Here is a 19,879-nt window from a genome sequence, read left to right on the forward strand (position 1 = left end):
GTAATCTTTTTCAATGCAGTTTACATTTTATTTTCGTATTTCGACAAAAAATTACACCATCCTCTCCATTTCGATATGAACACAGGGTATTCTAAAAATAATTCAGCTCATAAAAGGAATTATCAATTTTGTAAAGGCAGATGGGGGAATAAACGTCTGTGGTATACGTTTAAAAGTTTGCAAGAGGCAGGGATCGGCGGATAGGGGCCAAACTGAGAACCGTGTGGGGTACAAATAGACCAAGTTGAGGCGTCCTATGGTATACTATTGTTAAATTATGTCTGCCAGTTCTGGAACGAGGAGATTTACCATGAGCAAAAAGCCAGACCGCATTACGTTTCAAACCCGGTTCGAAGAGATGGTCGGAACCCTCCGCAAAGAGATTTTATCTTCTATCCGGCCCGCGGGCGATTACCTGCCTTCCGAGCTGGCTTTGGCGGATCAATATCTGCTGAGCAAAAAGTCCGTCCGCAAGGCGCTGGATATCCTGGTGTCCGAAGGACTGATCGAGAAGGTTCCCCGGGTGGGAAACCGGATTATAAAGCCGGACGCGGAGCACGCCGTCACCGTCAGGATCGGCTGCTATCCTTCGCTGGACAGCGAAACCGGACTGCAGGAGCTATTACGGCAGTTTCGGCTTCAGCACCCGCATATTCAGGTGGAGACGGCGGCGCTGCCTTATACGAATTATCCCGATTCGGTGCGGGGCTATTTGAGCAGCGGCTGGCTCGACGTCATGTCCCTCAATAATTGGAACTTTCTTGAGATGGCGGACCGTGGCGCGCTCGACCTGTTCGAGCCCCGGCCCCCGAATCCGGCTCCGTATTCTTTCCTGCCGGGCGTGTTCGCCCGCGGCGGAAAGCAGATCGCCCAGCCTATGCTGTTCTCGCCGGTCATTCTCTGCTATAACAAAACGCTGTTCCGGCAGCTTCAGCTTCCTGAGCCGGACAGCAGCTGGTCCTGGGACCGGCTTTCGGAAGTCTCTCTGCGGATCAGGGAAGAGTCGGGCATTTCCGGCTTCTATGCGCATATCGCGTCGACCAACCGGTTTCCGGTGTTCCTGCTGCAGAACGGATTTAAGTTCAAGCGCACGGAAGACGGCTGCCGGTTTGACGATCCGCTGCTGTGGGAGAGTCTCGAGACTTTCCGCGACCTGATCCATACCCAAGGTCCGGTTCCCTCTTTCTTGTCCGAGGGGGACGCCGACGCGGAGAAGCTGTTTGCCCAGCAGAAAACGGCCATGATCATGACGACCTACTACGGCTTGAAGTATTTAAAGGATCTGCCGTTCGAGTACGATATCGCTCCTCTGCCCTACACGGGCAGGGCCAGGACGCTGCTGCTTGTGACGGGACTTGCCGTTAACCGGGCGTCCAGACACAAAGAAGCGGCGGGCATGCTGGTCGATTTCCTCTGTTCGGAGAGCGCGCAGTTATTTGTCCGGCGCAATACGCTCAGCATCCCGGCCTCCAAATCGGCGGCGGAGTGGGAAGGGGCGGAAACGGTGTACAGGCCCTCGCGCTACTATATGTACCGCGAAATTATTCCGACGTTCGGCGGCTATGAAGAGCTGAACATCACAATCGAGGAACTGGACAGGCTGCGCAGCGAATTAAAGCTGTTCTGGTCCAATCTGGAGCAGTCGGGGTCGGTAGTCGAACGTCTTGCCAGATAGTCGGGGCGATTCCGTTCGGATGCCGGCAAACCGGGTTTTTCGCCTCCTGCCAGGTTTGAAAGCTGCAGCAGGATGAAATTGCCGCACCGCTCATTACAAGATCCGGAAACCGCTTATTCGGGCACGGTTGGGTATTTCGTTCCCTTTGCCCGCAAGAACGGTTTCTTTTTTTGCATAACGGTCCGGCCGATCTTCTCCGGCAGGAAAATCCGCATGACGGTACTTGAACCGAAACATGTCACCAAAACGGCAGGTCGGCTTGCCCGGCGCCAAAGAAACGCGGATCGGCAAGCCGAGCGGTTCGGAGCAAAGACGTCTTGGTTTCGGACGCTGTCTGGCCCCCGACCCGGATCTGTTCATCTTCGAGTACCCGGTTTGGAGCGAAAAAGGTAGGGAGCGAGCCGGAGGAGATCGGCCATCTCTCGCAGAGCCCGCAGGAGCCCGTCAGTGCCGACGAAGCGGGCAGTTTGGACGAGAATGGCCAACTGGCTTCTCCGCGTCTTAGGAGGCCCCTGCAGCGTCTCTGACGGCGGGCTCAAGCTCCCGGGGGGCGGCGAAAGCGAAGCCATGCCGGACGGCAGAGGCTCTTCCTTCGCCGCGGAGGTATCGGCCGAGGGCGGAGTGCCCGCTGCGGAGGCTGCCCGGCCCCGGCTCTGGCGTCCTCCGCTGGCGCTGCCCGCACTGCCGGGCATGCTCCGGCCGCAGAGACTTCCGGCGCCGCCGGGAACGCGCTCGCCGGAGCGGACGCCGATGACCAAAGCTTTCCGAAAAAAGAGAGCGCTTGGGCCGCAGAATCTATCGCCCTCAGCCTGATCGTTACGGACGCAAGCGTTTCGATGAGTAAAACATACACAACCAAGGAGGAAAGGAATTACGAATGAACAAAATGCTGAAGAACATGCTGACGACGGTGGTTATATTCGCGGTAACGGCGGGAGTGGTTTGGCTGTTGAAGCAGTAGCAGTAGCTTCCCCCTTCCATACCGGTTTGGGTCCGCCAGGCAGCCGATACGGCGGAATTCGTTATTTTCGAGTTATGTGATCAAAAAAAGCCTCAACCGGCCTTAAAAAAGGCGGTGAGGCTTTTCGTGTATACGTCCGGGATGTCCGGGCACAAGTAAAATTAAATGATACCTTGGGCGATCATGGCGTCGGCCACTTTCTTAAAGCCCGCGATGTTCGCGCCTACGACCAGGTTGTCCGCGTGATCGTACTCGGCGGCAGCCTCAATCGAAGCTTGGTAAATGTTCTTCATAATCTGATGGAGCTTCGCATCCACCTCTTCGAACGTCCAGGATTGGCGCATGCTGTTCTGCGACATTTCCAGCGCGGATACCGCCACGCCGCCGGCGTTGGCCGCTTTGGCCGGGCCGAAAAGAACGCCTGCCTGCAGGAACGCGTCGATAGCGTCAAGCGTCGTCGGCATATTGGCGCCTTCTCCGATCGCTTTTACACCGTTGCCGATAAGCGTCTTGGCGGACGTGATGTCGATTTCGTTCTGCGTCGCACACGGGAGGGCGATATCGCAGGGAATCGTCCAGATCTTCTCGCAGCCTTCATGGTAGAAGGAACCGGGATGGAGAAGCGTATACTCGCTGATCCGTTTTCTCTCGACTTCCTTCAGCTGGCGGACCGTCTCCACATTGATGCCGTTCGGATCGTAGATATAGCCGCCGGAATCGCTGCAGGCCACTACTCTCGCGCCGAACTGCTGAGCTTTCTGCATGGCGTAGATCGCCACGTTGCCGGAGCCGGATACAACGACGGTGCTTCCGTCGAAGCTGAGGCCTTTGGCGTGAAGCATCTCGTGCACGAAGTAGACAGTGCCGTAACCGGTTGCTTCCGGACGGGCCAGACTGCCTCCGTAACCGACGCCTTTGCCGGTCAGGACGCCCGCTTCGAAGCCGCCGCGGATCCGCTTGTACTGTCCGAACATGTACCCGATTTCGCGGGCACCGACACCGATGTCTCCGGCAGGAACGTCCGTATCCTGGCCGATATATTTACAAAGCTCCGTCATGAAGCTTTGCGTGAAGCGCATGACTTCCCCGTCGGATTTGCCTTTGGGATCGAAATCCGATCCGCCTTTACCGCCGCCGATCGGCAGACCGGTCAGGGAGTTTTTGAAAATTTGCTCGAAGCCGAGAAACTTGATAATGCTCTCGTTTACGGAAGGATGGAACCGGAGTCCGCCTTTGTAAGGACCGATGGCGCTGTTGAACTGAACGCGGAAACCGCGGTTTACCCTAACATTGCCTTGATCGTCCACCCAGGGAACACGGAATGAAACGAGCCTTTCCGGCTCGACCAGTCTTTCGAGAATGCCGGCTTTCATGTAATGCGGGTTTTTGGCGAAAACGGGAACGAGGGATTCCACGATTTCCTTAACGGCTTGCTGGAATTCATATTGATTCGAATTACGCTGTAAAACAGTCTGATAAACTTCTTCAATATACGTTCTTGCCGCCACTTCGTTTACGGCCTTGCCTCCTAGCGATACTCCCATTCACTTCACCAACCTTGTTAGGTTTAATTTTCTAATACTATTACATGTTTTTAATGGGAGAGCAACCATATTTCCATAAAAAATGCTTTATAGGGCGATAAAAAAGGTCGATGGCAAAATCCGAATTTTAATTGACCGATGGATGATTAATGTACGATTTTAGCTTCCGATATGCTCTGGCGAGGGCTGCGGAAGGGCTAAAACAGGGGCCGGATCCTGCGCGGACCGAGCTTTCGGGGCCTGTTCTTTTTGGACAAGCGAACGTCCTTTTCCGGTCAATGCCTTACCGGTTGAAGCAAGCAGCATGACGATGCCGAGCACCAGCAAAAATGTGAACAAATTTTGATAAGCGCCGAGAAGCGCCGTTTTTTTCACCTCTAGGAGAAGCATGGAAGCCGCCGTTTTTTTTGCTTCCGCGGCGGAAAGACCTCCGGCCGTGAGATGGCCCGCCAGCTCCGATATATTGGCGTTCAGGGCCGGATTTGTCACGCTCATCTGGCTGCGGAGCGTTTCGTAGTGGACGGCGCTGTGACGGTACAGAAACCGGCCTACGAACGGAGCGGCTAGGGCGCCCGCCAGATTGCGCATAAAGTGCAGGGATACCGAGCGCAGAGCCGCGTGGTGAAGGTTGCCCGCCATGGCCGTACCGAGCGCGCCTGAAATCAGCGTCATGGAGATACCGCCGCCCAGACAAGCGATCTGCATGTACATCGTAGACAAGGGAACTTCAGCGTCCAGATGCAGCCATTGAAGACTGACCGCGATGACCGCGAGCGAGCCGATGAAACCGAGAATCCCCGGTCCCAGGCGATCATACAAAACCGTGCAGAGCAGGGCGGAAACCATGATGCCTATGAAAAGCCAGAGATAAAAGTACGTGAGGTTTATAAAAGGAATCTCCCGCACGCTTCGCAGCACTCCGTTGGTGCCGGCCAGAACGATAATCAGTGAGATGTGGCTGGCTATGCTCATCACAGTGCCGAATACGGGCTTGGAGAACAGAAGTGCCCTCCACGGCAGCAGCGGGTTCTCCTTTCCGTAATCAAGCGTCAGGAAGAGGATGAGCAGCAGCAGACAGATGATAAAGAACGGCCAGACATAGAGCGAGCCCGGTCCTTTTTCCTGCAAATAGTAGAGCGGAACCGCCAGCACCGACATGAAGAGCGTCAGCACGGCGATGCCGCTTTTGTCCGGCGCGGGCTTCGGGGCCAGCGATGATGGCTCTGCCGGAAGAGCGGTAGGACCGATCAGCAGGCACAGGATGGACGTTAAGGCGCTTAAGGCAAACAGCCAGCGCCACGTGTCCGACGTCAGGGACATGGAACCGAGCAGCGCTCCGACGGCGGACGAACCGAACAAGCCTCCGATGGCGAGCAGCAGGAACCGGTTGCGCACCCGGTTAGGGAAGGAGCGGAGGCTTACGGGCAGAATCGTAAGGAACAGCGAACCTGAGCCGAGGCCCTGCAAAACTCTTCCCAGCAGAAGAAGCCCCATGTTGGGGGACAGCAGGTTGAGCAGCGACCCCAGAAGAAATACGAGCATAAATGCGGAATAGCTTCTGCGGATGCCGTAGCGCCTGGTGACCGCAGGTCCGATCGGGACGCATAGGGCGAAGGCCAGGTTGGATACGATGGAGAGCAGCAGCAGGCCCTTAGAGCTTGCGGTCAGCGTGCTTTGGATCAAGGTCTGATTGAGGATGAACGAGACGTTCAGAAAATATTGGGGACCGATCGTCAAAATCGTCAGGACGGAAATAATCAGATAGGATGGAATCTTTCTGATTCCTCTACCTGCGGCGGAGCCGGTCCCGGGTACAGTGAACTGGGTCATAGAAAAAGCCTCCCGGAAGCATAATATTAGCGAGTTTCATTATACAAGTTGTATGATACAAATTGCAGTATACACCAAAATGCGGATAAATCAACCGGGAATAACCGGATTTCCTTCCGTGAAGGGCCCGTTAAGAGGGTCTCGCCTGATTTTATATGTAACCGAGATTGCATAATACAAGCGTCCGAATGTATCCTAAAAGTAATCAATTGAGAGCCTGCGGAAGCGCGGGAAGGAGCCGATATGAAGGATATTTTGGAGAAGATCGAATACGAAATCGCCCTGCTCGTACGCCTCACGACGGCCATCAGCCCCAAGCTCGGCGAGCTGGACCGTTCCGGCTATATCCTGCTGAGCAAACTCGAGGAGAGCGAGCCCGTGGCCATCAACGCGATCGCCGACGAACTCCGGCTCAACGTATCAACGGCGAGCAGACAGATCGCGGCACTCGAAGCGAAGCAGTTTATCAGACGCTCTCCCGACCAGAAAAATGGCCGGACAAGCCTGATTGAAATTACTCCCCGCGGCAGAGAAGTGTTCAGAAATGTCCGCAAAGCGCGCATCGGGGCCTATTCGGAGATTTTGGGAAGCTGGCCTGAAGCGGAGCTTTCCCGGCTGGAAGAAACCTTGGAGAAGCTCAACCATTCTCTCGCCGATTGGGAGAAAAAGTGATTTAAAAGCCCTTCCTATCCGCCAAACCTGCTATAATTGAACCGGAAGAAACCGCCAACCGCGGGCGAGCGGAGAAGCCGGTAACCGAATAGATCCGATAAGTCCCTTCTTAGACAGGATGTTGACCGGAAGGTTGCATGCGTGCCGTCAGAAGGGATTTTTTTGTGCTGCATTCATCGGATTTGAACCCGGATTGAACCCGGAACCGTCCGCTTACGACTATAGTATAGCGCGCTTATTACGGAGTATGAGAGGTTAGCATAGGAATGAAAAACATAGTTTTGGCGGCCTGCGGCATTTTTTTCGGGATTCTTCTGATTTATATGGTCGGATGGGACAGGAGTGGACGGGAGAATGCGGCAGGGCCGGTCTATTACGAGAATAAAGCCATCGTTCTGCTGTACCATGATATCCGGAAGACGGCCGGCAGCCGCAGGGATCTTGCTTCAACCGTGACTCCCGGGCGGTTTGAGGAGCACTTGAAGATGCTGAAGGACCGGGGATTTCATATCGTTCCGATGGAACAGTTTGTACAGTTTATGCGGGAAGGCGGGAAACTGCCGTCCAATGCCGTTGTTTTGACCTTCGACGACGGGTACGAAACCTTTTATACCGAAGCCCTGCCGATTTTGAAAAAACACGGCGTGACGGCTTCCAATTTTATCGTGGGCATTTCCTCGGACCTGTTCAATCCGGACGCCGAGCCCCATTTGAACTGGAATCAGATCCGCGAGCTGAGGGATGCGGGCATGGGCATTTATAACCACACCTACAACCTGCACCGGCAAATATCCGAAGGAAGCACGGAGACGCTGACCCCGGCGCTAATCTCCCGGATGTTCCTGGAGCAGAAGAAGCGGAGCGAGATCGACGGAGAGTACCGGAAACGAATCCGCAGCGACATCGCTTTTCTGGAAAAGAGACTGGATGAAGAAACGGGCAGCCACCGCCGCCTGCTGGCTTTTCCGTATGGGGCTTATACGGACGCTGTCGCGGTAGAAGGCCGGCGGGCGGGAATCGAGCTCTTTTTTTCGATTGAAGACGGGATTAACCGGCCGGGGAGCGAGATTGTCCGCCGAATAAACGCCGGAGAGCCTTATATCACCGCCGACATCTTGTGGAGTATGCTCAAAAAGGTTTTTTAACTTTTTTTTGAACCGATGCCGGACTTCTTACGCCAATAGATAGAGAGAGTGTAGAAGGAGGGTCAGTATGGAACTGGAAACCGAGCAGCAGCAGCTGGAAGCTATCCGGCGGGGAGACAAGGATGCATTCCGTGCCCTGGTCAATCCCCTGATCGCGAAGTCATACCGGTCCGCTTTAGCCATTCTGGGCTCTAGACAGCTGGCGGAAGAGGCCGTACAAAATACATTGATAGAGGCGTACTCGACGATTATGAGCGGCAGGGAAATCAGGCGGTTCCCGGGATGGTTCAGCCGGGTGGTAGCCAACCGTTCGATTGATGTAGCCCGGAAAGAACAACCTTACAAGCACAGCCTGGACATTGAAGACCAGATCATCCGGGATCCCGGCTCATCCCCTCTGGAAGACTTGCTCCGCAAGGAAAATTCGCAGCGTGTGATCGAAGCGGTTCTGGCTTTAAAGCTCCAGCAGCGGATGGTCGTCGTGCTGTATTATTTTCAGGAGCTGAGTATCGAAGAGATCGCCGAAATGCTGGGATTGAAGGCCGGAACGGTGAAATCCAGGCTTTATCATGCCCGGTTGAAACTCAGCCGGGATCTCCATCTTACGAGACCGCAAACAAAGGAGATAATGATATGAAGAGCGATCATAGTTTGAAACAGGCTTTGGACAAGTCGTTTGACAATATCGCCGTGCCGGAATCGCTCTATCAGTTTGCGGACGAGCTGCCGGACAAATTCGATGCCGGCGAGCTGGAGCATACTCCCGCCGCGGGGCAGGCTCCTTCCGCGAGGCCCCGCCGGTACCGGCGTGCCGCTGCGGGAGGTGCAGCGGCTGCGGTGCTGGTGCTTGTTTTCTCCTTCGGCGTGAAAATGTCCCCCGCATTCGCTTCCTTCGTCAAAAGCGTACCCGGTTTCCAGATCGCGGTGGACTGGCTGACGGATGTGCGGAAAAAGGACGGCGTCCAGAACGCGATCGACAACGGCTATTCGCCTATCGAGCCCGTTACGAAGCAGTTCGGAGGCACGACGATTACGATCGGCGATATTTATTTGACGGAAGAAGAGCTGATCTACAAAGTGTTCGTCCGCACCGATGAGTTCGATATATCCGAAGAAGACAGGAACTTGGACATCTGGGTAACTCCCCGTGATTTGCCTGCCGGAGGTTCGAGGACATCGGCCTCCGTTACAACCGAAGGAAACAAGCCGGTTCGGCAGGAGACATACAAGTTTCAGCTTTCTCCGGGGGAGCATTCGGCAGGAGGGCTTCTTGATTACGGCAACGAGATTCAATTCACTGTGCAAAAACATACGTCCGACGCGGCTCTCCGTAAAATGGATATAGACGAAATCGGAAAAATCGGCGTTCCCTTCGATTCCAGTAAAATTTTGCACAACAAAGTGTTCCGTCCGGAAATAGCGGCATCCGTTCAGGATAGGGATTGGAAGGAACTGAAAGTCGATAAACTTACCATTCAGCCGACCACCATGAATGTTATTCTTAAAGGCCGCGAAGGCTGGGGATACAATTTCCCGAGAGAGGATGAAGAGGGAGCGCCTTACCTCAAAGACGATAAGGGCAGAGTGTATCCCTACGATCCCGCCGGCCCGGGACTTGTACTGAAGGACGGCTACCTGCAGCTTCCTTTCTCGAACTCGGTTTTCTTCGACAATGACGTGCGGAAGCTGCTTCTGCACATCGGCAAAGTAACCATAACCGAGCACAAGCCCGAAGCGGCGTTTAAGCTTTCCATGAACGAAAAGTTCCCCAAAACGGTCCGTTTTAAGGGTCGGGATGTCGTCATAGAGAGCGTGGAATACCATAAAGAGGGCTACCTTCAGCTAAAAATAAGAAAAGACACGCTGGACAAAAAGCTGGAAAAGGAGGCCCTCTTCATAGGGGAGAGCCTGCCGGAAAAATCGGTGGAAGAGTATCAAGAGTTTATGCGGCAGGAGGAATCTATCCGCGAAGCCTTGGGCATCCCCGGTTACGGAAAATTGGAGGATAACGAGCAAAGCTCTTCGTTCAATGTGTATCTGCTGGCGGAGAAAAAAGACAGCTACGAGCTCTCGCTTGTCCGCTCCAACGCGGAAGTGATCGTGGATCAGGATCTGCCGATCGACTTAAAGCCGTAAGAGGCTGGTCCCGGGGCAGATGCTCGCTGCACCTGCACCTGCGGCGACGGGAAGCCTTCATGGGAGAGGAGAAACCGGACGAAGAGCTTAGGAGGTACCGTAAGTCTTCTCCGGGATTGTCTGCGGCAGTTTTGAGCCGGAGCCGGAGGGCCGCCGGGAGGACCGACTTCGGGCATTAGGCACCGGATTGCAAAAGAAAGCCTTCGGAACCGCTTGTAAAAGCGGCTCCGAAGGCTTTTTTGGCGTTACAGGCTACAAAGCGGCATACTTGGCGATACCGCCGACAATGGCCGGCCATTCGGCCCGCGGAAGCTCGTGCCCTATGCCCTGGAGCGTTAACAGCTCTGCACCCGGAATCGAGTCGCGCAGCGCTTCCCCGTGTCCGTAAGGGATGATAGGATCTTCCGTGCCGTGAATTACAAGGGCAGGAGCCTGAATCTCGCCGCTCCGGCCCAGATAGGCTTCTCCGCCTGTCACATAGCTGTGGTTGAAAGAGCTCGCGTAGTTAAGGGCCCTCGCAATGTCTCGCTCGGCCAGGGCGGTTACTCTTTCCTCGTCAAGCGGATGCTTCGACCCGACAAGGATGCGCCATTTGTCAACGGCGTTCCGAAGGAGCGTCTGGGGATCGGACCAGTCCATCTCTCCCATGGAATTGAAGAAAGTCTCAACCTTCGCTTCCATCGGAGGCAGATCCTCCCATCCCGGGCCGAAATACATCGTGCTCAGAAGCGAGATGCCCTGCACGCGTTCGGGATGCCTGAGGGCGATGATCTGGATAAGCATGCCTCCCATGGACATTCCCGCGAAATGGGCTTTTTCCACCCCGTAGGCGTCCAGAACGGCGATAGCATCGTCCGCCATATCCTCGAACGTATACCCGGGATGGCCGGGTTCATAGCTTACGGAGCGACCGGTGTCGCGGTTATCGTAGCGGATCACGAAGAACCCTTTTTCGGCCAGCAGCCTGCAGAAATCTTCTTCCCACCACAGCATGGAAGCCGTTGCCCCCATAATGAGCAGGACGGCCGGATGTGCAGGATTCCCGAAACTTTCCGTGCAGAGTTCAATATCCTTGACGCGTATCATTCGTTCACTCATGTTTATACACCCTCCGATTCTTAGAAAAAATAAAAAACACAGGCGCTGCCTGTGTCGGGTGACCGGAAAGGAACGCGAGTGCCCGAAGCCCTTACGCGTGTGTGTCCCCCAGGCTGCTCGACAGCCTGATACCCCCGCGTACACCGCATGCAGCATCCGTCCGGAGGAAAAACCGCGGACCGAAGCGAGCAGCGGCTTTTGCCGCGGAAGCGTCCGGCCAAACGGTGCGGCGGTACGGAACATGCGGCTGATCAGCATTTCCGTTACCGGTGCACCGAAGGGATGCCGGAGGGCGGGCCGCAACGAAAGAGGTTGCTATCGGCGGCAGAGGGCATAGAAAAAGAGGGCGGAGAAGTCCCGCCCTCTATAGCCTATGGCTAATTTGGGTTATGAAGCAGGCAGACCAATCCCGATCACCCTGCACAGGGCAGGGCCTTTAAGCGCTACTTAGTTAGCTGCGTAAAGTCGATCGAAATTAACTGTTCCCACACATAACCCTCCGTTCTTTATAAGATAAGCACATTTTACCATTTCGCCGGAGTGAGGGCAAGAACGGAATACACCGGATGGGAAAGCCAGGCACCGGCAGGGAGATGAAATTCTGCATTTCATGCAGAATCTGGCCTTAAGCTGTGTCTTTTTCGGGTTCTCTGGACGGCGATTCCTCATCCGCCTGATTTCGGCCCGATAGGCGGTCTGCCTGGCGCCCACATGCAGGAGGGTCCAGCCTCCACTCCTCCGGCGGCTTACTCTTCGACAGTGACCGGCAGCGAAGTCAGGTTGTGGCTGTTCGGAGCCAGATGATCCTGCGGCCGGAAGTCGTCCGGGATGGAGTATCCCGAGAAGCGGTCCACGAACGTTTCCAGCGCCTTCACCGCTTCCATTCTGGCGAGCGGAGCCCCCAGGCAGAAATGCTGGCCGCTGCCGAACGTCAGGTGCTTGATATCCTTGCGCTGCACGTCGAACGATTCACCGTGCGGAAACTGGTTCTCATCCCGGTTGGCGGATGAAACCCAGGCGATGATCAACTGGTCTTTCTTCATCTTCGGGCCGAATACGTCCGTGTCTTCCCCGATTCTCCGGTCCAGGGAAGCCGCAAACCGGTAGCGCAGCGTTTCTTCAACCGCCTGCGGCACCAGACTCCGGTCTTCACGCAGATGCCCGTAAGCACCGGGCTGGTCCTTGACCAGGCTGTAGAACATGTTCGTCAGCAGCGTGGTCGTGGTTTCGTTCCCTGCGCCGAGCAGGCCCATGGCGGTCTGAGCGACCTCGGCATCCGTGAAAAAGGCTCCTTCGTATTCCGCGAGAATCAAATCCGAGATGATGTCGTCCCGGAGCTGCGTCCGCTTCTGCCCGACAATCGGGAGCAAATATTCGATAAACTCCTTGCTGGCCCGGGCTTTGGCGGCCTGCATCTCTTCGATATGCTGAAAATCGTGGGGCATGAACAAAATGTCCGACCAGTCTTTAATCTGCTGCCAATCTTTCGAAGGCACTCCCAGCAGGTCGGCGATGACCGTGACAGGCAGAGGAATGGCCAGTTCTTTTACGAGATCGACGGATTTTTTTTCCGCCACGCTGGCCACAAGCTCGTCCACGATAGTTTGAATCCGCGGTTTCCAGTCTTCCAGACTGCGGGGAGTGAAAGCCTTGGCCAGCAGTCCTCTGCGTTTGCGGTGATCGGGCGGATCGGAGAAAATCAGATTCACTTTATTGTCGCTGAGGGGAACCGGAATCAGGCTCCGGTCTCTTTTGCTGGGAAAAAGTTTGTAGTCGCTTAGAACTTGCTTGGCATGGTCATAAAGAAACACATTCCACGTATCCTGCCGCTCATCGTAGAAAACCGGCGATTCTTCGCGCATTTTTTTGTACCAGGGATAGGGATTCCAGAACTCGTCCTTCGTTTTGAAGCCGGTAATTTCATGAATGAACAGCTGCTCTTTAACCGCCATAATAAAGCCTCCCTCATAAGAATGGATAGTATGGTGTACAGGCCATTTTGATTTTTACCCTTTTTTGGTTAAAAGGAAACAAATGTTAATTTTTATGAGCGTAGGGGGCTTGTTATACATGTTCCACGTGAAAAAAACCGCCTGCCCGGAAAGGCAAAGCGGTTTGAAGAAAAATGGGGATTGAAGCCGTGGTCGGCAGGTCCGTATGCTCGCGGGCTGAGGGCCATGCGTTCGCATAAAACGATGCCGCTGCGGTGTTCAAGTGAGTCTCGAAGGGAGATCCGTTTCGAATAAAGCAATCGGCGGAAAATCGGCCGTTTACTGCTCCCTGGCGGCTTCCGCCAGAAGCTCGTAGGAACGCAGCCGAGCCCCGTGATCGTAGATCTGAGAGGTGATGATGAGCTCGTCCGCCTGCGTCTCCGCCAGCAGGTAGTCGAGCCTCTCCCGCACGGTCTCTTTCGTTCCGGCCGCCGTAATGCTGAGCTGCTTCCGGACGACGGCTTTCTCGTGCGGACTCCACAGCTCATCCATGTTGTCCACCGGCGGATTAAGCAGGCCGGTCTGACCGCGGATGAGCTTCAGGAACTGCTGCTCGTGGGAGGTCGCCAGCCTGCGCGCCTCCTCCTCGGTATCGGCGGCGAATACATTGACGCCGATCATGGCGTAAGGCTCCTTCAGCGCCCCGGACGGGCGGAAGGAGCTGCGGTACAGCTCCAGCGCCGCGATCAGGTAATCCGGCGCGAAGTGGCTGGCGAAGGCGAACGGAAGGCCGAGCTGGCCGGCCAGCTGCGCGCTGAAGCCGCTGGAACCGAGCAGCCAGACCGGAATGTTCAGCCCTTCGCCGGGCACGGCTCTTACACGGCCTGCGGAAGCGCCGGGTCCGGGGTTCAAATAGCCCCGCAGCTCTTCGAGCTGCTGCGGGAAGTGCTGGCCGTCGCTCTCGGGACCGCGGCGAAGAGCCCGTGCCGTCAGCTGGTCGGAGCCGGGCGCCCGTCCGAGGCCCATGTCGATGCGGCCCGGGAAGAGCGACTCCAGCGTGCCGAACTGCTCGGCGATGACGAGCGGCGCGTGGTTCGGCAGCATGATGCCGCCTGAGCCGACGCGGATTTTCTTCGTGCCGCCGGCGACGTGGCCGATCACGATTGAGGTCGCCGAGCTTGCGATGCCCGGCATATTGTGATGCTCGGCCAGCCAGTAGCGGTGATATCCCCACTGTTCGGCGTGCTGAGCGAGATCGAGTGTATTTTTTAACGAATCCGCGGGTGTTGCGCCGAGGACGACCGGAGCCAGATCCAGAATGGAGAGCGGGATACGGGTGATGTTTTTTGCCGGTTGGTTGGTGTCAGCCATCGGAATCAGCCTCCTGAATTAAAATGCCGGACCGGATATCGCTGCCATCGGTGCCGGATAAGGAAACCCCCGCCTTCGGATACAGGTAGGGGTTCATGTTCGTGTTTTTTGGCGAAATGCCTCAAGCTTGTGCTGCCCGTTTTCCGGATCGGAATACAGGCAGCCTTGCTTGCCGTAATTATTTTATTGAAACTGTCCGCGATAAAATAAAGACTTGGCCGGACTCCGTGTCAGGACATCAGGAAACCGCCCGGTCGCTTTTTTTCCTTTTTTCGCCGGTGAGTATTTCGGTTCTTTCGTTTTTCCTTCGAGCACTTTAACGGTAACAAAAAGCTCCCGGGAAACATCTCTCCTATAGAATCCTCCAATTAGAGGAGGAGCATACGGAATACAGAAACGATTCCAGACGGCATAAACCCCCCGGAGCCGTGAAAGGATGAGGAAAACAAAATGGTTAAAGAATAAACAGGCGGTACCTGTTATTATGAAAGAGCACATATACGAATGCAAGTACCTACTTTTAAGTGATATAGGTACTTTAAGGATACTAAAGGAGCAGACCTATGGGAGATCAACAGTTTAAACAATCCGTGGAATTGACGCTAAAGGTAGTCGGAGGCAAGTGGAAGCCGGTCATTCTTTGTCATTTGACGGAAGGTACGCACCGTTTCGGGGAATTAAAGCGGGAAATGCCGGAGATTACCCAGAAAATGCTTACCCAGCAGCTACGTGAGCTTGAACAGGACGAGATTATTCACCGCAAGGTATACAAACAAGTCCCGCCCAAAGTGGAGTATTCTCTTACGCCTTACGGGCTGACCATCAAGGAAGTATTGAATGTCATGTCCGTGTGGGGAGCCAACCATCAGAAGAAAATGCACTTGACTCCCGACGGTCCGCATAAAGAAGCGAACGAGACTTGATGCTTATTCGCATCCGGCCGGCGATTCAGAGCTGGAACGAGCGCCGGAGGCCCGCGTTCTTTTTAACGGGGGACGGAACGATTTATCGGGCGGTTCAGCTTATAGAAAGCTCCTCTTCGCAGGGGCTTTTTTTGCTTCCGTGGGAACCCGATTGCCGGGATTTTTATAAGCTTTAGTATCCTTTTGGTGACTACGTTCCCTAATAGTGCGTACTTTCTTTTCTGCTGCCGGGGATCTAGAATAAACGCATGGCAATCGACAAATTCCAACTGACATCATAGGAGGTAATCATACATGGAATTACAATTGGCGCTTGATCTTGTTAACATCCCGGAAGGGATTGAGCTGGTTAAAGAGTTGGAGCCTTACATCGATATCGTCGAGATCGGAACACCGGTCATCATCAATGAAGGCTTAAAAGCAGTCAAGGAAATGAAGCAGGCTTTCCCTAATCTGAAAGTCCTTGCCGATCTCAAAATCATGGACGCGGCGGGTTATGAGGTTATGAAAGCATCCGAAGCGGGCGCCGACATCATTACGATTCTGGGCGCGGCGGAAGATATGAGCATCAAAGGGGCAGTCGAGGAAGCAAGAAAGCAGAATAAAAAAGTTCTGGTCGATATGATCAGCGTGAAAAACCTGGAAGAACGCGCGAAAGAAGTCGATGCGTTCGGTGTCGATTACATCTGCGTTCATACCGGATATGATCTGCAGGCTGTCGGTAAAAATTCGTTCGAAGATCTTCAAACGATCAAACGGGCCGTTAAGCGGGCAAAAACGGCAATCGCCGGCGGCATCAAGCTCAGCACACTGCCGGAAGTGATTAAGGCGCAGCCGGATCTCGTTATCGTAGGCGGGGGCATTACCGGACAGGACGACCGCAAAGCGGCCGCGGCCGAAATGCAGAAGCTGATCAAGCAGGGGTAAGCTCTTATGCAGACGACTCAATATTTGGCGGAGATCCGGGAGGAGCTGCACCGCACGGCCGAAGCTGTCGCGAGCCGCGAAGCGGAGGAACTGGCGGATGCCATTCTGAATGCCGGCAAAATTTTCGCAGCCGGAGCGGGCCGCTCCGGACTGATGATGAAAGCTTTTGCCATGCGCATGATGCACCTCGGCTTCGACGCATACGTCGTCGGCGAAACCGTTACGCCGAATCTGACCAAGGACGATGTGTTCATCGTCGGTTCGGGTTCAGGTGAGACGAAGAGCCTCGTCTCGATGGCGGAGAAAGCGAAAAATTTGGGCGCTTCCGTCGCCGTCATCACGATTTTTCCGGAATCGGCTCTCGGCCGGTTGTCGGATATCGCGGTTAGGCTCCCGGGCTCGCCAAAAGACAAGTCGGACAACCCGTATCCGACGATTCAGCCGATGGGTTCCCTTTTCGAGCAGACGCTGCTGTTGTTCTGCGATGCGATTATTCTCCGCCTGATGGAAAAGAAGGGGTACACGTCCGAGACGATGTTCGGGCGCCATGCCAATCTGGAGTAAACCGCGCCGGGCCTGGTGCCGGAACGGTTTAAACTTTAAAGCGAAAGCCGCTGCGTTTCCTCATGGAAGCGCAGCGGCTTTTTTTTGTCTGGCATTCTGGAATACAATGATTATAGATGCAGCCCCCTTACACGCACAACCTATAGGAGGGGGGCAGAGAACGGCGCAATTCCGGAAAGGATGACGGTAGTGAAGATAGACCGACTGCTTGCAATGACGGTGCTCATGCTCAACCGGGGGCGGATAAGCGCCAAGGAGCTGGCCGAACGGTTCGAGGTGACGACGAAAACCGTCTACCGCGACATGGAGACGCTCAGCCGGGCGGGAATTCCGGTTGTCGCCCATCAGGGCGTATCCGGCGGATTCGAGATTATGGAGCCGTATACGCTGGCCAGGCAGCTTGTCTCGCTTAAAGAGATTTCATCCCTGCTTGCGGCCGTTAAAGGCGTAAGCACGGCTCTTGACGATCAGACCTACGCTAATCTGGCGGAAAAGGTAGAGGGGCTTCTATTGCGGACGGATACCGCGGATTGGGAGCGGCGCAAAGACGACCTCGTTTTCGATTTCCATCCGTGGGGGCAGGGAGCGGCGGCGAAAAACAAAGTCTCAGCCTTGAAAGGAGCGATTGAAGATGGCCGGAGGGCCGCAATCACTTACGTAAACACGAACGGGACGGAGACCGAAAGAATCGTTGAACCCGCGGCTCTTATCCTGAAGGGGTCCGTCTGGTACCTGCACGCGTACTGCACGCTGAGAAAAGAATTTCGTATATTCCGTCTCTCCCGGATCGCGGATTTATCCGTTCTTTCCCAGGCTTCGGAGCCGCGTGAGGTTCCTCCGCTGGAAGGATACAGCTGGAACTCGGAGTGGCTTGCCCACAAGGAAGTGGAGATGACGCTCCACTTCCGTGCGGAGGTCCGGCACCGCGTGGGAGACGCTTTCCCGCCCGGCCTGGTGAATTTGCTGCCGGACGGAAGCTTGTGTGTCCAGGGAGTTTTCGCGCTGGACGAATGGTTTTACGGGATGCTGCTCAGCTTCGGCGACAGCCTAAAGATCGAGCATCCGCCCAGCCTGGCCGGCGAAATCCGGGAGCGGGCCCGCAAAATTTTGCTCCGCTACGAAAACTAGACATACAGGTGTCCACTTTTCCCGGCTACACTACTTTTAAACAGGGAAAAGAGGAGAATGAATCTATGAATATGAAATCCGTTCTGGCAAACAAACCATCCTTCAGACTGGCGGGCGTGAGTGTCCGAACCACGAACGCCGCAGAGGCGGGACCGGAAGGAAAGCTTTCGCAGCTCTGGCAGCAGTTTTTCGGGAGCGATATCGCGTCCAGGCCGGGCGTTGTGAACCCCCATCTGATTTACGGCTTGTACACGGATTACGAGAGCGACGCGTCGGGAGAATATACGGCGCTGCTGGGCCACGAAATCAGCGGAGAAGCGTCCGCAACCCTTGCCGATTCTTCCGGTCTTCAGCTTGCGGAAGTTCCCGCAGCCAAATACATGGTTTTCGAAACCAGGCAAGGTCCGGTACAAGAAGTGGTACCGCAGTTATGGCAGGAAATTTGGGGCTATTTCCAAAACGCGGAGGAACAGCGCACGTACACGGGAGATTTCGAGGTGTACGACGGCCGCGGCTTTAATCCCGAAAACGGTATCGTGCAGATTTATATCGCTATCCGATAAAAGGAAAACGCCGGCATCCAAGCCGGTGTTTTTCTTTGTCTTGACATGAAACCATAAGGTTTCCTATAATCGAATATGAAACCAAAACGTTTCCTAATATTACGGAGGAATGGAACCATGTCAGAAGAATTGCTCAAAAAACTTCGCTATAAAGAAGGACGGGCTCTCGTCCTTAACGCGCCTGAAGGATACCGCCTCGGTGTAGAAGCGGAAACCGGAAGCCCGCCGGAAGATAAGGCCGACTTCGTCCAATTATTCGTAAACGACGGGCAGGAGGCCGACGAGTGGGTGCCGAAGGTAATCCCCATGCTTCGGGAGGACGCCGTTTTCTGGATCACGTATCCCAAGCAGAGTTCCAAGGTCAAGACGGACATTAACCGGGATACTTTAGCCGCGAAGGTACAAAATAACACGGAATACCGGCCCGTCAGCAATGTGGCCGTCGACGACAAGTGGTCGGCTTTGCGTTTTCGCCGCTCGGACCTGGTAAAATCCAAGAAATAAATACCTGCCTACAGGAGGAATTATAGATGACTGACACACCGAACCGTCTGCCGGATATCCGCCAGACTCAGCTTTTTAACGCCCCGATCCAGAAGGTATGGAACACCGTGGCGACATCCGAAGGAATCGCCGCATGGTTTATGCCCAATGATTTTCAGCCCGAACTCGGCTATGAATTCCACCTTGAAGCGGGGCCTTTCGGGAAGTCACCCTGCAAAGTGACCGAGCTTGATCCGCCGAACCGGCTTTCTTTCCGGTGGGGCAAAGACTGGACGCTCACCTTCGAGCTGGCCGACCTGGACGGCAAAACCGAATTCACCCTGATTCATGGGGGATGGGATCCGGAGAAGGTGACCGAATTCGGACAGTCTCATGCCGAGGTGCGCGAGCGTATGTCCGGCGGCTGGACAGGTCTGGTCGAGGCGCTGCGCAAGCACGTCGAGGCCTGATATGGGCGCGGCCGAACCGAAGCAGGACGTATTTCAGGCCATTGCGGACCCGACCCGCCGCAAGGTCCTGAGTCTGCTTGCCGGGCAGGAGATGCCCGTCAACGCGATCAGCGGCCACTTTCCGATGAGCCGGACGGCCGTTTCGAAGCATCTGCGCATTCTCGCCGATGCCGGCCTTGTCCAGGAGCGGAAGGTCGGCCGCGAGAAGCGGTACCGGCTTCAGCCCGAGCCTCTGCAGGAGCTGAAGCGGTGGCTGGCGTACTACGAGCGGTTCTGGGAGAACCGGCTCTCCGTTCTCAAGCAGCTCGTGGAAGCGGACGAACCCGGCGAAGGCGGCGGCAGTCCGGCTCCCGGGCTCAAGGCCGTTGAGCCGGGAAGCAGGCTTTAGCCCTCCCGCGTAGAGTTCAGGCGCGCGCCGGCCCCGTACGGCGCATGCGCGAAAGCCCGGAACCCTCTAC

19 protein-coding genes are annotated in these 19,879 nt (G+C 55.3%); 14 read left to right on the plus strand and 5 right to left on the minus strand.

Annotated features, from left to right (window positions below; translation table 11 throughout):
* Nucleotides 1–310 precede the first annotated feature (310 nt).
* Nucleotides 311–1,675: an extracellular solute-binding protein gene (locus C4S74_RS11780; RefSeq protein ID WP_103995520.1), complete on the plus strand. Its 1,365-nt coding sequence runs from the start codon at nt 311–313 to the stop codon at nt 1,673–1,675.
* 447 nt (nt 1,676–2,122) lie between these two features.
* Nucleotides 2,123–2,488: a hypothetical protein gene (locus tag C4S74_RS11790; RefSeq protein ID WP_103995522.1), complete on the plus strand. Its 366-nt coding sequence runs from the start codon at nt 2,123–2,125 to the stop codon at nt 2,486–2,488.
* 309 nt (nt 2,489–2,797) lie between these two features.
* Here the strand turns inward: C4S74_RS11790 and gdhA are convergent, their stop codons facing one another.
* Nucleotides 2,798–4,180 carry an NADP-specific glutamate dehydrogenase gene (gene gdhA, locus C4S74_RS11795; protein WP_103995523.1) on the minus strand — a complete coding sequence of 461 codons (1,383 nt, stop codon included), beginning with the start codon at nt 4,178–4,180 and terminating at the stop codon, nt 2,798–2,800.
* Between the two features lie 159 nt (nt 4,181–4,339).
* Nucleotides 4,340–6,010: an MFS transporter gene (locus C4S74_RS11800; RefSeq protein WP_103995524.1), complete on the minus strand. Its 1,671-nt coding sequence runs from the start codon at nt 6,008–6,010 to the stop codon at nt 4,340–4,342.
* A 243-nt stretch (nt 6,011–6,253) separates the two neighbouring features.
* Between C4S74_RS11800 and C4S74_RS11805 the strand changes: the two genes are divergently transcribed.
* From C4S74_RS11805 to C4S74_RS11820, 4 genes are all read left to right on the plus strand, one after another.
* Nucleotides 6,254–6,682, plus strand: coding sequence for a MarR family winged helix-turn-helix transcriptional regulator (locus tag C4S74_RS11805; protein WP_103995525.1), 429 nt, complete (start codon nt 6,254–6,256; stop codon nt 6,680–6,682).
* Nucleotides 6,683–6,948: 266 nt separating this feature from the next.
* On the plus strand, nt 6,949–7,827 hold the full coding sequence (locus tag C4S74_RS11810) for a polysaccharide deacetylase family protein (RefSeq protein WP_103995526.1): 879 nt from the start codon (nt 6,949–6,951) through the stop codon (nt 7,825–7,827).
* Between the two features lie 67 nt (nt 7,828–7,894).
* Nucleotides 7,895–8,464: an RNA polymerase sigma factor gene (locus C4S74_RS11815; protein ID WP_103995527.1), complete on the plus strand. Its 570-nt coding sequence runs from the start codon at nt 7,895–7,897 to the stop codon at nt 8,462–8,464.
* Complete coding sequence (locus C4S74_RS11820) at nt 8,461–9,963, plus strand: DUF4179 domain-containing protein (RefSeq protein ID WP_103995528.1); 1,503 nt, start codon at nt 8,461–8,463, stop codon at nt 9,961–9,963. The genes C4S74_RS11815 and C4S74_RS11820 overlap by 4 nt, the downstream gene beginning before the upstream one ends.
* Before the next feature lie 252 nt (nt 9,964–10,215).
* Here C4S74_RS11820 and C4S74_RS11825 read toward each other — a convergent pair whose 3' ends face one another.
* From C4S74_RS11825 to C4S74_RS11840, 3 genes are all read right to left on the minus strand, one after another.
* Nucleotides 10,216–11,061 (minus strand): alpha/beta fold hydrolase, encoded by an 846-nt coding sequence (locus C4S74_RS11825; protein WP_103995529.1) that lies wholly within the window; start codon nt 11,059–11,061, stop codon nt 10,216–10,218.
* Nucleotides 11,062–11,807: 746 nt separating this feature from the next.
* Nucleotides 11,808–13,013 (minus strand): cytochrome P450, encoded by a 1,206-nt coding sequence (locus C4S74_RS11835; RefSeq protein ID WP_103995531.1) that lies wholly within the window; start codon nt 13,011–13,013, stop codon nt 11,808–11,810.
* Between the two features lie 318 nt (nt 13,014–13,331).
* Entirely contained in the window at nt 13,332–14,363 is a 1,032-nt protein-coding gene (locus C4S74_RS11840; RefSeq protein WP_103995532.1) for an LLM class flavin-dependent oxidoreductase, read from the minus strand.
* A 563-nt stretch (nt 14,364–14,926) separates the two neighbouring features.
* On the opposite strand from C4S74_RS11840, the gene C4S74_RS11845 reads away from it, so the two are divergent.
* From C4S74_RS11845 to C4S74_RS11880, 8 genes are all read left to right on the plus strand, one after another.
* Nucleotides 14,927–15,286, plus strand: coding sequence for a helix-turn-helix domain-containing protein (locus tag C4S74_RS11845; protein ID WP_103995533.1), 360 nt, complete (start codon nt 14,927–14,929; stop codon nt 15,284–15,286).
* Between the two features lie 294 nt (nt 15,287–15,580).
* A complete protein-coding gene (gene hxlA, locus C4S74_RS11850; protein WP_103995534.1) occupies nt 15,581–16,213 on the plus strand; it encodes a 3-hexulose-6-phosphate synthase in 633 nt (210 codons plus the stop codon).
* A gap of 6 nt (nt 16,214–16,219) precedes the next feature.
* The gene (hxlB, locus tag C4S74_RS11855; RefSeq protein WP_103995535.1) at nt 16,220–16,777 is read left to right on the plus strand and encodes a 6-phospho-3-hexuloisomerase; all 558 of its coding nucleotides are present in this window, start codon (nt 16,220–16,222) and stop codon (nt 16,775–16,777) included.
* 180 nt (nt 16,778–16,957) lie between these two features.
* On the plus strand, nt 16,958–17,905 hold the full coding sequence (locus C4S74_RS11860; protein ID WP_308458018.1) for a YafY family protein: 948 nt from the start codon (nt 16,958–16,960) through the stop codon (nt 17,903–17,905).
* Between the two features lie 65 nt (nt 17,906–17,970).
* Nucleotides 17,971–18,468: a GyrI-like domain-containing protein gene (locus tag C4S74_RS11865; protein WP_103995536.1), complete on the plus strand. Its 498-nt coding sequence runs from the start codon at nt 17,971–17,973 to the stop codon at nt 18,466–18,468.
* A gap of 117 nt (nt 18,469–18,585) precedes the next feature.
* Nucleotides 18,586–18,972 (plus strand): hypothetical protein, encoded by a 387-nt coding sequence (locus tag C4S74_RS11870; RefSeq protein WP_103995537.1) that lies wholly within the window; start codon nt 18,586–18,588, stop codon nt 18,970–18,972.
* A gap of 26 nt (nt 18,973–18,998) precedes the next feature.
* A complete protein-coding gene (locus C4S74_RS11875; protein ID WP_103995538.1) occupies nt 18,999–19,421 on the plus strand; it encodes an SRPBCC domain-containing protein in 423 nt (140 codons plus the stop codon).
* Between the two features lies 1 nt (nt 19,422).
* A complete protein-coding gene (locus tag C4S74_RS11880; RefSeq protein WP_103995539.1) occupies nt 19,423–19,809 on the plus strand; it encodes a helix-turn-helix transcriptional regulator in 387 nt (128 codons plus the stop codon).
* Nucleotides 19,810–19,879: the final 70 nt, after the last annotated feature.

This window comes from Paenibacillus sp. UNC499MF, assembly GCF_900107975.1.
In the GTDB taxonomy this organism is placed as follows: Bacteria; Bacillota; Bacilli; order Paenibacillales; family NBRC-103111; genus Paenibacillus_F.